Raw genomic sequence first — 15093 nt, forward strand, 5'->3', positions numbered from 1 at the left:
GCGGAACGGCCGGCGGCGCGGTCAGTACTCGTAGGGGTCCTTCGGCGCCGGCACGGTCGTGATCGAGGTCAAGGTGAAGTCCGGCGTGTAGCTGTTGTTCTTCGTGGCCGTGCCGGGGACGACCTGGCCCGTCACCTGGATCCAGGCGTCGCCGGCGAGGTGGTCGGCTTCGCCGCCGCGGAGGTGGACCGTCACCGGGAACGCGTCGGCCGCGCAGCAGCTGATCACCAGGCGGGCCAGCAGGGTGTTGCCGCCGGTGTGCACGACGAAACCGGTCAGTGAGACGGTGCGGCCGTCGAGGGTGCCGGAGGCGTCCCAGCCCGCGCGGCTGACGAACTCGTTGACGCTCAGCGGCACGACGTTCCCGGCGGGCAGGGGCGGGAAGGCGGCGGCGTTGGCGGCGGCCGCGCTCGACGGGACCCGGGCCTCGGTGCGGATGACCGAGTCCGCGCCCAGCGCCGGCGGGGCGACGAGGAAGACCGCCAGCACCGGAACCAGCAGCAGCCAGGCGGACCGCGCCGAGTGGGAGTGGCCCGCGTGGTCGTCACCACCATCGCCGAGAGGTGCGCGGGCGGCCGCCTTCGCCCGCGCCGCAAGCACATCACGCGCGATCGCCACCGCGCCGAGCAGGACCATCACCGCTCCGCCCGCGATGATCCACGGCTGCTGCGCCGGCTTCACGTACCTCAGGTAGTCGCCGTTGAGCGCGATCTTCACGAGCGCGCCGCCCAGCAGCACCAGCAGGATGTTCTGCGTTTCGCGTTTCACGCCACCCCCACCACCAGCCCGGCCACCACGGCGCACGCCGCCGCCACCACGAACGTCACCGGGGCGAACCGGACCGCGAACGACTTCCCGAACGTCCCCGCCTGCAACGCGAACAGCTTCACGTCCACCGCCGGCCCCACCACCAGGAACACCAGCTTCGGCAGCAGCGGCAGCGCCGTGAGCGAAGCCGCCACGAACGCGTCCGCCTCGCTGCACAACGCCAGGACCACCGCGAGCACCGCCATCACGACGATGCCGAGCACCAGCTGGTCACCCAGCACCCCGAACCACCGGGCGGGCACCAGCACGTTCAGCGCCGACGAAATCAGCGCCCCCAGCACCAGGAAGCCGCCCGCCTCGACCAGGTCCGTGCGGGCCGTCTCCGCGAACACCCGCCAGCGCTGGCCGCCCGCGACGTCGGGCAACCGCCGCAACGCGCGGGCCGTGATCCACTCCAGCTTGCCCCAGCGGGCCCACAGCCAGCCCATCACCATCGCCGTCGCCAGCGAACCGGCGAACCGCGCCAGCACCATCTCCGGCTTGCCGGGGAACGCCACCGCCGTCGCCACCAGGACCACCGGGTTCACCGCCGGCGCCGCCAGCAGGAACGTCAACGCCGCCGCCGGGGCCACGCCCTGGCCCATCAGCCGGCGCGCCACCGGCACCGACGCGCACTCACACCCCGGCAGCGCGACACCGGCCAGCCCCGCCACCCCGACCGCCGCCCCGGCGCGCCGGGGCAGCACCTTCTCCAGCACGCGAGCCGGCACGAACGCGGCGATGGCCCCGCTGATCAGCACGCCCAGCACGAGGAACGGCAGCGCCTGCACGCAGACGGCGACGAACACCGTCGAGCCCGTGCGCAGCGCGGGCACGTCGAACGCCTGCTGCAGCCAGCCCTGACCGAGGATCGCGACCAGCAGGACCGCGCACAGCACCTCGACCGAGCTGATCCGGAACCGGCGGGTGCGCCGGCGCGTATCGGAAACGATGTTCACGACGGCGATGATGCCAGCCGGATCCGGCAGCGAGAGCACCGCACATCCGCGAACGGTCGGAAACGGCCGTTTTCCGGCCGGAATTTACCTTTCGCGGGGCCGAAAAGCCCCGTGTGGGTTATTCGCCGGGCACGATCCCCGGCAGATCGGTCCGCAGCTGCGACGCCGTCGACACCACCAGCATCAGCAACGTTCCGAGCGCCGCAGCGTCCAGACCCGCCGCCGGGAACGCGTACCGCAGCGTCACGTCGAGGCCACCGTCGGAATGCCCGACCCCGAGCGTGCCGAAGAGCCCCTGGCCCGCCCGCTCGGCGACCGCGACCGACAGGCCGGGGCGGTCCGGCAGGTCCCAGCCGACCACGCAGGTCAGCGACAGCACGGTGAGTCCCTCGCCGAGCCGAGTCGCCTGGATCACGCAGGGGACGTCGCCGTGGGAGAACGTCAGCGCGCCGTCGTCGTCGACGCGCACCTCGAGGTACCGCTCGAGCGCGTCCTTGGCCTGTGTCAGCAGCTCCGCGGTCTCGGCCGCTTCGGTCGCGCTCACGACAAGGCCGCCTGGTCTATCGCGCCGCCGAAGCGGCGGTCCCGCTTCGCGAACTCCAGGCACGCGCGCCACAGGTGCGTGCGGTCGAAGTCCGGGAACAGCGTGTCCTGGTAGACCATCTCGGCGTAGGCCGACTGCCACAGCAGGAAGTTCGACGTCCGCTGTTCGCCCGAAGGCCGCAGGAACAGGTCCACGTCCGGCATGTCCGGCTGGTACAGGTACTTGCCGATGGTCTTCTCGCTGATCTTGGCCGGGTCCAGCCTGCCGTCCGCGACGTCCTGCCCGATCCGCCGCATGGCGTCGCCCAGCTCCGCGCGGCCGCCGTAGTTGACGCACATCGTCATGTTCAGCGCCGTGTTGTGCTTGGTCTTCTCCTCGGCCGCCTGCAGCTCCTTGATCACCGACGCCCACAGCTTCGGGCGCCGCCCGGCCCACCGGATGCGCACGCCGATCGAGCCGAGGTAGTCGACCTGGCGGCGGATGGTGTCGCGGTTGAAGCCCATCAGGAACCGCACCTCTTCGGGGCTGCGCTTCCAGTTCTCCGTCGAGAAGGCGTACACCGAGAGCCACTTGACGCCGATCTCGACCGCGCCGGCGGCGACGTCGATCATCACCGCTTCGCCGCGCTTGTGGCCTTCGATCCGGGGCAGGCCGCGCTGGTTGGCCCAGCGGCCGTTGCCGTCCATGACCAGCGCGACGTGCTTCGGGACCAGCTCGCGCGGGATTTCCGGTGGCTTCGCGCCGGACGGGTGCGGATCCGGGGCCCGCAGCTCGTACCGCGACGCCTTGCTCTCGCGTCCCCTGCGCAGCACTGCGAGCCTCCCTGGATGGGTGATACCGGTCAGCCCGACCCTACTGCCCGGACACCACCTGTCCCTCGGGGGTCCGGGATGTCACCGCCGACTCCCGGGCGCGTCGCTCGACCAGGGGAAGGGACCGGAGCTGCCGCTCCAGATGCCACTGCAGGTGCGCCGCGACCAGGCCGCTCGCGTCGCGGCGGGTGCCCGGCAGGGTCGCCTCGGCCATCGTCCACTCGCCGTGCAGCAGGGCCGTGAGCAGGTCCAGGACCTCGGGCGCGGGGTGCACGGCCCCCGGGACGCGGCAGTCCTGGCACATCGAGCCGCCGGCGGGGACGCTGAACGCGACGTGCGGACCGGGCAGGCCGCAGCGGGCGCACTCGGTGAGCGCGGGCGCCCAGCCTTCGTAGGACATCGCGCGGAGGAAGAAGGCGTCGAGCACGAGCGACGGGTCGCGTTCCCCGGCGGCGAGCGACCGCAGCGCGCCGCAGACGAGGAGGTAGAGCTTGAGCACCGGCTCGCCCTCTTCGGCCGAGAGCCGGTCCGCGGTCTCGGCGATCGCGCTCGCCGCGGTGTAGCGCTGGTAGTCGGCGACCAGCGGCAGCTGGAACGCGTCCACGGTCTCGACCTGGGTGATGACGTCGAGCGTGCGTCCGGTGTAGAACTGCACGTCGACGTGGCCGAACGGCTCCAGCCGGGCCCCGAACCGCGAAGAGGTCCGCCGCACGCCCTTCGCGACGGCGCGGACCTTGCCGTGCCGCCGGGTCAGCAGGGTGACGATCCGGTCGGCCTCACCCAGCTTGTGCGTGCGCAACACCACCCCGGTGTCGCGGTAGAGGTTCACCACCCCGACATCGTCCCACTTCGGGGTGATGCCGGGGTGGAGCGCCCCGCGGGAATCAGCAGTAGGAGTAGCCGTAGCAGGTGTACGTCGTGGCGGTCACCGCGACGATGATCAGGATGATCGCCACGACGCAGCCGATGCCGCCCAGGATGGTGGAGATCAGGCAGAGCGTCTTGGTGGTGCGCGACGCCTGCTCCGCCATCATGTAGTTGCCCTGCATCTTATACGTGCCGACCTCGTTGGACTTCATGATCGCGAAGATGCCGAGGATCAGGCCGCCCAGGAAGAGCGAGGCGATCGCCCAGCCCTTGTAGTCCTTGATGGCGTTGATGTCGCCGCCGCCGGGCATGCCGTAGCCGGGCGCGCCGAAGCCGCCGGACGGCGGCTGGCCGTACGGCGCGGGCTGGCCGTAGGCGGGCATCCCGCCCGACGGCGTGCCGTAACCGGGCTGCTGCGGGAATCCGCCGGACTGCGGCTGCTGGCCGTAGGGCGGCTGCTGCTGGCCGTAGGGATTGGTCATGAACGTGTACCCCAACTATTCGTGAACGTCCGCCGGGTCACCCCGGCGGTGGTGCGGAAAGGCTGCCTCAGTGGTGCGGCGGCTGGTCGTTCGGCGGCTGGCCGAACTGGCCCGGTTGGATCTTCTGGGTCTGCCCGGCGTCGCCCTGGCCTTCCGGACGCAGCATCTGCGTCCGCTCGGCCTGCTCGTCGAACGCGGATCCGCCGCCCCCGGCGGAATCCGGGCGGAGCATCTGGGTGCGCTCGACCTCGTCGAAGGCGGACCCGCCACCGGGCGGCGGGGCGAGCGGCTGGCCGGGCTGCTGGCCGAAGCCACCCGGCTGGGGCGGCTGGCCGAACCCGCCGGAAGCCGGTTGCTGCTGCGGGAAACCACCCGGCGCGGGCTGGCCGAAGCCACCGGACTGCGGCTGCTGCGGGAAACCGCCGGACGGCGGCTGGCCGGGCTGGCCGAACTGACCGGGCTGACCGGGCTGGCCGGGCTGCTGTCCCGGCGGCGGGTAGCCGCCGGCGAAGGGCTGCGCGCCGGGCTGCTGCCCGAACGGGGCCTGGCCGGGCGCGGCGTCGGCCTGCACCACGACCGTTCCGACGATCTTGTCGGCGAAGGTCTGGCTCTTGTCGTCCCAGAGCGGCCACAGGAAGCCGATGTAGCAGGCCGCGCCGTCGACGACGTGGCACAGGTCGCGCAGGAACGCGGACCCGGCGCCGATCGGCTGCCCGGTCTGCTCGCTGATCAGCTTGATGCCGGCGATCCGCTTGCCCAGCGACTGGCCGGTGTTGCCCTGCTGGATCCACCGGTTGTAGACGGCCCAGCCGATGCCGGCGAGCGCGCCCAGGCCGTACAGGGTCCCGCCGAGCCCATACGCGCCGGAGACGAAGACGATGACCGCGATCAGGTAGATGACGAGGACCGGCGCCTGGTCGATCAGCAGCGCGACGGCGCGCTGGCCCCAGTTCGCGTAGTTTTGCGGCGCCCCGAAGGGGGTACCCGGCTGGCCGAACGGGGCCGGCTGCCCGAAGGGCGCGGGCTGCCCGTACGGCGGCGGTGCCTGACCGGGCTGCGGTTGTCCGAACGGTTGCTGGCCGCCGGGCTGCTGCTGCCCGAAGGACGGCTGACCGTAGGGATCGGTCATTGGGTCTCCCCCTCGCTGGTCACTCCTCCGCACACTCCGTGCGGAACCGCGCCGGACGTACGGCACTGGTCCGCGGGAGCGTACTCGGTTCACCTGCGGCCGCGCTGCCCAGGCATCCACTGTCCGGGTGAACCGGACCTGCCTCCGACGCGCAGCGTGGCGACGCGGTTCCCGTCCGTCCGAATCAGACGTGCAGGGCGGTGAACGGGGCGAACGGGAGGTTGCGAATGACGAACCAGACGACGAACACGACGCCGACGGTCAGCGGGGTCCAGCGCCAGTGCAGCCAGCTGTCGACCCAGCGGCCGCGCAGCCGCCCGACCGTCCAGGCGATCGTGCTCCACACGAAGAGGAGGACGAAGACGAGCGACACGGCGTTGTAGTGCAGGGCCGCGGGGAGGTCGCCGTGCATCAGGCTGTAGGCCATCCGCATGCCGCCGCAGCCGGGGCAGTCGATGCCGAGCAGCGCCTTGGTCGGGCAGACCGGGAGCCAGCCGCCGGGGGTGGTGGGGTCACCGATCCAGACCGCCGCGCAGCACGCGCCGAGCGCGCCCACGACGGCCATCGGGGCGCCGAGGGCGCGGAGCTTCGCTTTGACGCCACGGGCCGGGTATCCCGTGTAGACGGTCGTCATGGCAGCAGCGCCCAGAAGGAGACGCCGAGGAAGGCGAACATCACGAAGACGAACACCAGGTAGAGCGCGATCAGCACGCCGGCGGAGATCGCCGACCACATCGCCCACTTGCGGGCTTCGTCGGCGGCCCGGTGCGCTTCGGCGTGGAAGCCCTGGAACCACAGGGAGTTGACCTGGCTCGCCTTCACGATGGAGACGATACCCAACGGCATGCAGCACATCACGGTCGAGAGGATCGCCCAGACCATGTTGTTCTCCGGCGGCGGTCCGTAGTTCGGCCCCCAGCCGTAGGGCGGGTACTGCTGGTACACCGGGATCGCCTCCTGCCGCCGAGCTTGCGTCAGTTCGACGCGGCGTCGTCGGTGAGGGTTCCGAGCAGCAAGACGACCGTCACGATCGCCGCGACCCACAGGACGGCGCCGGCGACGGCGGCGACGATCGCCCACCGCCGGGCGTCGCGGGCCGCCTCGTGCGCGGCTTCCGGGTCGCCCTGCGCCCAGAGCTTTTCGACCTTCGCGGCCTGGTAGATCGACAGCGCGCCGAACGGGAGGCAGCACAGGATCGCGCTGACGATCCCCCAGACCAGGTGGTTCGACGGCGGCGGGCCGGGGTTGTAGTCGGCAGGCGGCCGCGGCTGCTCGCTCACGTCAGAACCCGAGCCGGCGCAGCTGGCGGGGGTCGCGCTGCCACTCCTTGGCCACCTTGACGTGCAGGTCGAGGTAGACCTTGGAGCCGAGCAGCGCCTCGATGTTCTTGCGCGCGGTGGCGCCGACCTCGCGCAGCCGCTCGCCCTTGTGCCCGAGGATGATGCCCTTCTGGCTGGGCCGCTCCACGTAGAGGAACGCGTGCACGTCGATGAGGTCGTCGCGGCCTTCGCGGGGCAGCATCTCCTCGACCGTGACGGCGATCGAGTGCGGCAGCTCGTCGCGGACGCCCTCCAGGGCGGACTCGCGGATGAGCTCGGCGACCAGCGTCTGCTCGGGTTCGTCGGTGAGCTCGCCGCCCGGGTAGAGCTGCGGGCCTTCGGGGAGCTTGCCGACGAGCAGGTCCGCGAGCGCGCCGACCTGGAAGCCGTCCACCGCCGACACCGGGATCAGCTCGGCGAAGTCCATGACCTCCTGCAGCGCGAGCAGCTGCTCGGCGACCTGCTGCGGCTGGACGAGGTCGGTCTTCGTGACGATCCCGATGACCGGCGTACGCTTCGCGATCTTCTGCAGCTCGGCGGCGATGAACTTGTCGCCGGGGCCGATCTTTTCGTTGGCGGGCACGCAGAAGCCGACGACGTCCACTTCGGACCACGTCGTGTGCACGATGTCGTTGAGCCGCTCGCCGAGCAGGGTGCGCGGGCGGTGCAGGCCGGGGGTGTCGATGAGGACGAGCTGGGCGTCCTCGCGGTGCACGATGCCGCGGATCGCGTGGCGCGTGGTCTGCGGCTTGCTCGAGGTGATCGCGACCTTGGTGCCGACCAGGGCGTTGGTGAGCGTCGACTTGCCCGCGTTGGGGCGGCCGACGAAGCAGGCGAAGCCGGAGCGGTGTTCCGTCATCGTTCGAGCACCTCGAGGACCGTGCCGTCCGGGGCGGCGAGGATGATCGGCGCGTACTTCGCGATGTCACGGACCGCGTGCACGGAAGCGCCCTTGAGCAGGCCTTCTTCGCTGACGACGGCGGCGGCTTCGATGCCTTCGGCGCCGCTGGAGAGCGCGGCGGCGACCGCGGCCTGCAGGGCGGTGAGCTTGAACGACGGCTGGTCGACCGTGCCCGCGGCGTAGGTGCGGCCGTCGGTGTCGCGGACCGCGGCGCCTTCGGGGGCCTGGATGCGGGCGCGCGAGGACCGGGCGAGGACGACCAGCTTCTGGTCCTCCGCCTCGAGGTCAGGCATGTTCGACGCTCCTGTCGCGTTCGTCGGGGTGGGGCAGGCGCGTGCGGCGCCGGGTCGTGCGGTCGGCCGGGTCGGTCATCGCCTCGGCGTCGGCCGGGTGGACGACCACGGTGGTGATCCGCATGCGGCCACGGCGGTCCTTGCCCCCTTCGGCGAACAGCCGAAGGCCGGCGACCTCGGCTTCGGCCCCCGGCAGCGGGACCCTACCCAGTCGTTCCGCGAGCAGCCCGCCCACGGTCTCCACGTCGTGGTCTTCGAGGTCGATGCCGAAGAGCTCGCCCAGGTCGTCGACGCTCATCCGGGACGAGACCCGGACCGCGCCGTCGGTCAGTTCCTCGACCTCGGGGCGCTCGTCGGCGTCGGACTCGTCGGTGATCTCGCCGACGATCTCCTCGATGACGTCCTCGATGGTGAGGAGGCCGGCGGTGCCGCCGTACTCGTCGACGGCGATCGCCATGTGGTTGTGCGAGCGCTGCATCTCCTTGAGCAGCTCGTCGAGCCGTTTCGAGTCGGGGACGAACGAGGCTTCGTTCATCAGCGTGCCGACGACGGTGCTCGCGCCGTCCGGGTCCATGTACCCGGCCATCAGGTCCTTGATGTTGACGACGCCGACGATGTCGTCGACGGACTCGTCGATCACCGGGAGCCGGGTGAAGCCGGTGCGCAGGGCCAGCGCCAGTGCCTGGCGGACGGTCTTGGTGCGCTCGATCCAGACGATCTCGGTGCGCGGCACCATGACCTCGCGGGCGACGGTGTCGCCGAGCTCGAACACCGAGTGGATCATCTCGCGCTCGGAGTCCTCGACGACGCCGCGTTCCTGGGCGATGTCGACCAGCTCGCGCAGCTCGACCTCGGAGGTGAACGGGCCTTCGCGGAAGCCCTGGCCGGGGGTGATGGCGTTACCGATGAGGATGAGCAGCCGGGACAGCGGGCCGAGGACGGAACCGAGGACGCGGACGGGCCCGGCGACGTAGCGGCCGATGCGGTAGGGGTGCTGGCGGCCGAGGGTGCGGGGGCCGACGCCGATGAGGACGTAGCTGACGACGACCATCACGACGGCGGTGACGAGCACGGCCACGCCGAGGGGCGCGAGGCGGGTGCCGACGAACACCGTGACGAGGACGGTGGCGGTGAGTTCGCAGCCGAGGCGCAGCAGGAGGAGCAGGTTGATGTGGCGGCGGCGTTCGGCGACGACGGCGGAGAGCTGGCGGGCGCCGGGCAGCCCGAGCCGGGCGAGGCCGTCGGCCCGGGCTTGCGACACGGTGCTGATCGCGGCGTCGGCCGCGGCGAACACGCCCGCGAGGAGCACGAGCGCGATCGCGAAGAGGAGCTGGACCATGGCTGACGCCTAGGGCGTTTCCCCGGCGGGTGGTTCGGCGGCGGCGTCGAGCCCGGCGAAGCCGAGGACGCGGTCGTCGGAGCTGCGCTGGGCGTCCTGCTTCTGCAGGGCGGCGACGGCGTCCTGGTACTCGCCGAGGATGCGCTTCTGCAGGGCGAACATCTCGCGTTCCTCGGCGGGCTCGGCGTGGTCGTAGCCGAGGAGGTGGAGGCAACCGTGCACGGTGAGCAGGTGCAGCTCGTCGATCAGGGCGTGGCCCGCGGTCTTGGCCTGGTCCTTGGCGAACGCCGGGCAGAGCACGATGTCGCCGAGCAGTGCCGGGGACGCGTCGGGGGCGTCGGGGCGGCGGCTGGAGTCGAGCTCGTCCATGGGGAAGGCCATGACGTCGGTGGGGCCGGGGAGGTCCATCCAGCGTTCGTGGAGGTCTTCCATGACGTCGAGGGTGACGAGCAGGATGGACAGCTCGGCGAGCGGGCTGACCTCCATCTTGTCGAGGGCGTAGCGGGCGGCGGAGACGATGGAGGTCTCGTCGACGTCGACGCCGGACTCGTTGGCGATCTCGATGCTCACCGCCGGGTGCCCTTCCAGCCGTTGCCCTGCTGTTCCTGGGTGTCCTGCACGGCCTGCCACTTCTCGTAGGCGTCGACGATGCTCGCGACGAGCCGGTGCCGGACGACGTCCTGGCTGGTCAGTTCGGCGAAGTGGAGGTCGTCGACGCCGTGGAGGATGTCGCGGACGACGCGGAGGCCGCTGCGCTGGCCGCTGGGCAGGTCGACCTGGGTGATGTCGCCGGTGACGACGATCTTGGAGCCGAAGCCGAGGCGGGTGAGGAACATCTTCATCTGCTCGGGCGTGGTGTTCTGGGCCTCGTCGAGGATGATGAAGGCGTCGTTCAGCGTGCGGCCGCGCATGTAGGCCAGGGGCGCGATCTCGATGGTGCCGGCCTGCATGAGCCGCGGGATCGACTCGGGCTCGACCATGTCGTGCAGCGCGTCGTAGAGCGGCCGCAGGTACGGGTCGATCTTCTCGTTGAGGGTGCCGGGCAGGTAGCCGAGGCGCTCGCCGGCTTCGACGGCGGGGCGGGTCAGCACGATGCGGGTGACCTGCTTGGCCTGCAGCGCCTGGACGGCCTTGGCCATGGCGAGGTAGGTCTTGCCGGTGCCGGCGGGGCCGATGCCGAAGACGACGGTGTGCTTGTCGATGGCGTCGACGTAGCGCTTCTGGTTGAGCGTCTTGGGCCGGATGGTCTTGCCGCGGCGGGAGACGATGTTGAGGCTGAGGACCTCGGCGGGCGAGGCGTCCCCGGTGGAGAGCATGCCGATGGTGCGGCGGACGGTGTCGGGGCCTACCTGCTGGCCACCGCCGGCGAGCTGCACGAGCTCGGCGAAGACGCGTTCGGCGAACGCGACGTCGGCGGGGGTGCCGGTCAAGGTGACCTCGTTGCCGCGGACGTGCACGTCGGCGGCCAGGAGCTCCTCGGCGACGCGCAGGTTCTCGTCGCGGGAGCCGAGCAGGCTGAGGGCGGCGGCATCTGGGATGGGGAACCGGGACTGCGCAGCCTGGACGGAGGCATCCTCGGTTTTGGCGACGTCCCCGGGGACGTCGGGTCGGGCGGCACCACCCGGTACGGTTCCGGCCACGTGGCCTCAGGCCTGCTTTCTCGGTGAGGGAGATCGGACCCCACCGATGCTACTGGCACCCACCGACAAGACGCAGGCCGGTTTCCCTAGTCCTCCTGAGGAGCCCCGAAGAGCCCCAGAGGCTCACCACCGAGAACGTGGGCGTGAACGTGAAAGACGGTCTGCCCGGCATCGGAGTCGGTGTTGAAGACCACGCGGTACCCGGACTCGAGAACGCCCTCGAGCTCGGCGACCTTCCGAGCGGCAAGAGCAACATCGGCAAGCAGCTGAGGATCGGCGGCAGCAAGCTCCCCGAGGTTCCGATACCGGGTCCGAGGCACAACGAGGACGTGAACCTTCGCCTGAGGCCGAATGTCCCGGAAGGCAAAGGTGGTGTCGTCCTGGTAGACGACGTCAGCAGGGATCTCCCCGGCAATGATCCGTTCGAAGAGAGTCTCAGCCTCACTCATGAGCAGGAACCCTACCGACGAAGGCAACACGCGGCACAGACAGGCACCGGCCGAAAGCCGCGGGGGGTCCGGGGGCGAAGCCCCCGGCGGGGGTCTGGGGGTTCGACCCCCAGAAGACACAACGAACGCGAAGCGGCCACCTGAGTCGAGCGAAGCGAGAGGAAGGGGGCCGCGGAGCGGTAGACCCTGGGGGTCGATCTACCGCGTCCGCGGCGGCCGCCGGACCGAGGGGGGAGGTGCCCGGCGGAGTCTTGCTTCCCAGTGGCGCACCGGTCGCCTCTATCCGTGACGGTCCGAGACGGTGCGTGGTGCGTTAGTAAACGAGAGTAACGGGTCGGAGTGTGATCGCGCCATAACTGGGCGCAAAATGGGGCTTCTTTTTTCCGGTGATCTTTTCACCGCCACCGGGTGGTCAGGGCGCCGAGCGCGCCGAGGGCGACGGCCGCGGCGGTGGAGGTGCGCAGGACGGTCGTGCCCAGCCGGACGGCGCGGGCGCCGGCTTCGCGCAGGGTGTGGAGTTCGTCGTCGGTGATGCCGCCTTCGGGGCCGACGACGAGGAGGACGTCACCGGTGTCGGGGAGGTCGAGGTCGGTGAGGCGGTCGGGGACGTCGGATTCGAGCACGATGGCCAGGGACATCGTCGCCACGAGCCCGGCGAGCTCGCGCGTGCTGACGGCTTCGGTGACGTCGGGGATGTGGGCGCGGCGGGCTTGTTTGGCGGCGGAGCGGGCGGTGGCGCGCCAGCGGGCGAGGGCTTTGTCGCCGCGGCCGCCGTCTTCCCACTTGGCGACGCTGCGGGCGGCGCGCCAGGGGACGATCGCGTCGACGCCGGCCTCGGTGGCCAGTTCGACGGCGAGTTCGCCGCGGTCGCCTTTCGCGAGGGCTTGGGCGAGGACGACGCGCAGGGCGGGTGGGTCCTCGGTCCAGCTTTCCTCGACCGACAGCGTCAGCGCGGCGTCGCGGCCGGGCTGGACGGCTTCGACGACGCAGCGGGCCATCGCGCCCGCGCCGTCGGACAGGACGAGCCGCTCCCCCGCGCGCAGGCGGCGGACGGTGGCCGCGTGCCGGGCTTCCTCGCCGTCGAGGACCGTGCGCCCGGAAGCGGGCACGGCGGCCGCGAGGAAGACCGGCAGGGTGGTGTCCGGCACGGGTCAGCGGTGGTTCTTGGCGCGCAGCTTGCCGAAGAGGCCGCCGTGCTTGCTGCCGTTCGAGGCGAGGGTCGGGGCCTCTTCACCGCGTTGCTGGGCCAGCTCGACCAGCAGCTCGCGCTGGGCTTCGTCGAGCTTGGTCGGCACCTGGACGTCGATGTGGACGTGCAGGTCGCCGCGGCCGTCGACGCGCCCGGAGGACCGCAGCCGCGGCATGCCCTTGCCGGTGAGGACGAGCTCGGCGTTGGGCTGGGTGCCGGGTTCGATGTCGAGCTCGTAGTCGCCGTCGACGAGCGTCGCGATGGGCACCGTGGCGCCGAGGGCGGCGGTGGTCATCGGGATGCGGAAGTTGCAGTGCAGGTCGTGGCCCTGCCGGACGAAGACCTCGTGCGGGGTCTCGTCGATCTCGACGTAGAGGTCGCCCGCCGGGCCGCCGCCGGGGCCGACTTCGCCCTGGCCGGAGAGGCGGATGCGCATGCCGTCGCCGACGCCCGGCGGGATCTTGGCGGTGACGTTGCGGCGGGCGCGGATGCGGCCGTCGCCGCCGCACTGGCGGCAGGGGTCGGGGATGACCTCGCCGAAGCCGCGGCAGACCGGGCACGGGCGGGCGGTGACGACCTGGCCGAGGAACGACCGCTGCACGGACTGGACCTCGCCGGCGCCGCCGCAGGTGTCGCACGTCTTGACCGTGGTGCCCTCGGCCGTGCCGGCGCCGCGGCAGAGGTCGCAGACGATCGCGGTGTCGACGGCGATCTCCTTGTCGACCCCGGTGGCGCACTCCTCGAGGGTGAGGCCGAGCCGGATGAGGGCGTCGGAGCCGGGCTGGACGCGGCTGCGGGGTCCGCGCCCGCGTCCGCCGCCACCGCCGGCCGCGCCGAAGAAGGCGTCCATGATGTCGCCGAGGCCGCCGAACCCGGCGAACGGGTCACCGCCGCCCCCGCCGCGCGCGCCGTTGTCCATCGGGTCGCCGCCGAGGTCGACGATCTTGCGCTTCTGCGGGTCGGACAGCACCTCGTAGGCCGTGGTGACCTCGGCGAACTTGTGCTGGGCGTCGTCCGACGGGTTGACGTCGGGGTGCAGCTCCCGGGCCAGCTTCCGGTACGCGCGCTTGATCTCCTGATCGCTCGCGTTCTTGGCCACCCCGAGGATGCCGTAGTAGTCCCTCGCCACCGTCTCTGCTTCTCCTTCTGCTCTGCCCGGCTCAGCGGCCGGCCAGGATCTGCCCCACGTAGTTGGCGACCGCGCGCACCGCGGCGATCGTGCCCGGATAGTCCATCCGGGTCGGGCCGACGACTCCCATGCCGCCGAGCACGACGTCGTCGCGGCCGTAGCCGATCGAGACGACCGAGGTGCTGCGCATCTGCTCGTCCTCATTTTCCTCACCGATGCGCACCGTGATCGCACCGGGGTTGCGCGCCGCGGCCAGCAGCTTGAGCACGACCACCTGCTCCTCGAGGGCTTCGAGGACCTGGCGCAGCGAGCCCGGGAAGTCGGCGACGTTCCGCGTGAGGTTCGCGGTCCCGCCGAGGACCAGGCGTTCTTCCGGGTGCTCGGCCAGCGACTCGACCAGCACGGTCGTGACGCGGATGAGCGCGTCCCGCAGCTCGCCCGGCGCCTGGTCGGGCAGCTCGGCGACGCGCGCGGCGGCGTCGTTGAGCCGCCGTCCCGACATGGCCGCGTTGAGCACGGTCCGCAGCCGGGCGACGTCCTCTTCGGTGACGACGTCGCCGAGGTCGACCGTGCGCTGGTCGACCCGGCCGTTGTCGGTGATCAGCACCAGCATGAGCCGCGCCGGCGTGAGCGGCACCACCTCGAGGTGGCGCACCTTGGCGTTGGTCAGCATCGGGTACTGGACGACGGCGACCTGCCGGGTCAGCTGCGCGAGCAGCCGGACCGACCGGCGCAGGACGTCGTCGAGGTCGGTGCCGCTGTCGAGGAAGGTGGTGATGGCCTTGCGTTCGGCGGTGGAGAGGGGCTTGATCTCCGAGAGCCGGTCGACGAAGAGGCGGTAGCCCTTGTCGGTCGGCACGCGGCCGGCACTGGTGTGCGGCTGGGTGATGTAGCCCTCTTCTTCGAGCGTCGCCATGTCGTTGCGCACGGTCGCGCTGGACACGCCGAGGTTGTGCCGCTCGACGATCGCCTTGGACCCGACGGGCTCCTGGTTGGACACGTAGTCGGCGACGATCGCGCGCAGCACTTCGAAGCGGCGCTCATCCGCGTTGGCCACCGGTTCCTCACCTACCTCGCTCGCTGCTCACCCCGAGTTTACGGAAGCCTGAGCCGGTTGTGCTCAACCCGGGCCGTCCCAGTCGGGTAAAGGACGGACAAACGAATTCCCATGCATTGTTCTCGCCAGGAATTTCCGGCTTGATGGGGGAACCGAAAAGCGGTTTGCTGCCTCTGA

General features: G+C 71.3%; 19 protein-coding genes. All 19 read right to left on the bottom strand.

Going from position 1 to position 15093, the window contains the following annotated elements; translation table 11 throughout:
- Positions 1-21 precede the first annotated feature (21 nt).
- Positions 22-768, bottom strand: coding sequence for a TIGR03943 family putative permease subunit (locus ACWEVP_RS14420; RefSeq protein WP_452063011.1), 747 nt, complete (start codon positions 766-768; stop codon positions 22-24).
- Entirely contained in the window at positions 765-1766 is a 1002-nt protein-coding gene (locus ACWEVP_RS14425; RefSeq protein ID WP_452063012.1) for a permease, read from the bottom strand. The genes ACWEVP_RS14420 and ACWEVP_RS14425 overlap by 4 nt, the downstream gene beginning before the upstream one ends.
- Before the next feature lie 118 nt (positions 1767-1884).
- Positions 1885-2310: a YbjN domain-containing protein gene (locus ACWEVP_RS14430; RefSeq protein ID WP_452063013.1), complete on the bottom strand. Its 426-nt coding sequence runs from the start codon at positions 2308-2310 to the stop codon at positions 1885-1887.
- Positions 2307-3122, bottom strand: a complete 816-nt coding sequence (locus ACWEVP_RS14435) for an isoprenyl transferase (protein WP_452063014.1) — start codon at positions 3120-3122, stop codon at positions 2307-2309. The genes ACWEVP_RS14430 and ACWEVP_RS14435 overlap by 4 nt, the downstream gene beginning before the upstream one ends.
- Before the next feature lie 40 nt (positions 3123-3162).
- Complete coding sequence (recO, locus tag ACWEVP_RS14440; protein WP_452063015.1) at positions 3163-3954, bottom strand: DNA repair protein RecO; 792 nt, start codon at positions 3952-3954, stop codon at positions 3163-3165.
- A 52-nt stretch (positions 3955-4006) separates the two neighbouring features.
- Positions 4007-4471, bottom strand: coding sequence for a CD225/dispanin family protein (locus tag ACWEVP_RS14445; protein WP_452063016.1), 465 nt, complete (start codon positions 4469-4471; stop codon positions 4007-4009).
- Positions 4472-4538: 67 nt separating this feature from the next.
- Positions 4539-5600 carry an RDD family protein gene (locus ACWEVP_RS14450; protein WP_452063017.1) on the bottom strand — a complete coding sequence of 354 codons (1062 nt, stop codon included), beginning with the start codon at positions 5598-5600 and terminating at the stop codon, positions 4539-4541.
- Positions 5601-5784: 184 nt separating this feature from the next.
- Positions 5785-6234, bottom strand: coding sequence for a DUF2752 domain-containing protein (locus ACWEVP_RS14455; RefSeq protein WP_452063018.1), 450 nt, complete (start codon positions 6232-6234; stop codon positions 5785-5787).
- On the bottom strand, positions 6231-6545 hold the full coding sequence (locus tag ACWEVP_RS14460) for a CD225/dispanin family protein (RefSeq protein ID WP_452063019.1): 315 nt from the start codon (positions 6543-6545) through the stop codon (positions 6231-6233). The genes ACWEVP_RS14455 and ACWEVP_RS14460 overlap by 4 nt, the downstream gene beginning before the upstream one ends.
- Positions 6546-6574: 29 nt before the next feature.
- Entirely contained in the window at positions 6575-6880 is a 306-nt protein-coding gene (locus tag ACWEVP_RS14465; RefSeq protein WP_452063020.1) for a CD225/dispanin family protein, read from the bottom strand.
- A 1-nt stretch (position 6881) separates the two neighbouring features.
- Complete coding sequence (gene era, locus ACWEVP_RS14470) at positions 6882-7778, bottom strand: GTPase Era (protein WP_452063021.1); 897 nt, start codon at positions 7776-7778, stop codon at positions 6882-6884.
- A complete protein-coding gene (locus ACWEVP_RS14475) occupies positions 7775-8113 on the bottom strand; it encodes a cytidine deaminase (protein WP_086679058.1) in 339 nt (112 codons plus the stop codon). Before ACWEVP_RS14475 ends, era begins: the two co-directional genes overlap by 4 nt.
- Positions 8106-9452, bottom strand: a complete 1347-nt coding sequence (locus ACWEVP_RS14480; RefSeq protein ID WP_452063022.1) for a hemolysin family protein — start codon at positions 9450-9452, stop codon at positions 8106-8108. The genes ACWEVP_RS14475 and ACWEVP_RS14480 overlap by 8 nt, the downstream gene beginning before the upstream one ends.
- A 9-nt stretch (positions 9453-9461) precedes the next feature.
- On the bottom strand, positions 9462-10022 hold the full coding sequence (ybeY, locus tag ACWEVP_RS14485; protein ID WP_452063023.1) for an rRNA maturation RNase YbeY: 561 nt from the start codon (positions 10020-10022) through the stop codon (positions 9462-9464).
- Entirely contained in the window at positions 10019-11092 is a 1074-nt protein-coding gene (locus ACWEVP_RS14490) for a PhoH family protein (protein WP_452063024.1), read from the bottom strand. The genes ybeY and ACWEVP_RS14490 overlap by 4 nt, the downstream gene beginning before the upstream one ends.
- An 86-nt stretch (positions 11093-11178) precedes the next feature.
- Positions 11179-11541: a histidine triad nucleotide-binding protein gene (locus ACWEVP_RS14495; protein WP_452063025.1), complete on the bottom strand. Its 363-nt coding sequence runs from the start codon at positions 11539-11541 to the stop codon at positions 11179-11181.
- 395 nt (positions 11542-11936) lie between these two features.
- Complete coding sequence (locus ACWEVP_RS14500) at positions 11937-12689, bottom strand: 16S rRNA (uracil(1498)-N(3))-methyltransferase (protein ID WP_452063026.1); 753 nt, start codon at positions 12687-12689, stop codon at positions 11937-11939.
- A 3-nt stretch (positions 12690-12692) separates the two neighbouring features.
- On the bottom strand, positions 12693-13859 hold the full coding sequence (gene dnaJ, locus ACWEVP_RS14505) for a molecular chaperone DnaJ (RefSeq protein ID WP_452063027.1): 1167 nt from the start codon (positions 13857-13859) through the stop codon (positions 12693-12695).
- Between the two features lie 31 nt (positions 13860-13890).
- The gene (gene hrcA, locus ACWEVP_RS14510; protein WP_452063028.1) at positions 13891-14916 is read right to left on the bottom strand and encodes a heat-inducible transcriptional repressor HrcA; all 1026 of its coding nucleotides are present in this window, start codon (positions 14914-14916) and stop codon (positions 13891-13893) included.
- Positions 14917-15093: the final 177 nt, after the last annotated feature.

This window comes from Amycolatopsis sp. NPDC003865 (assembly GCF_053605345.1).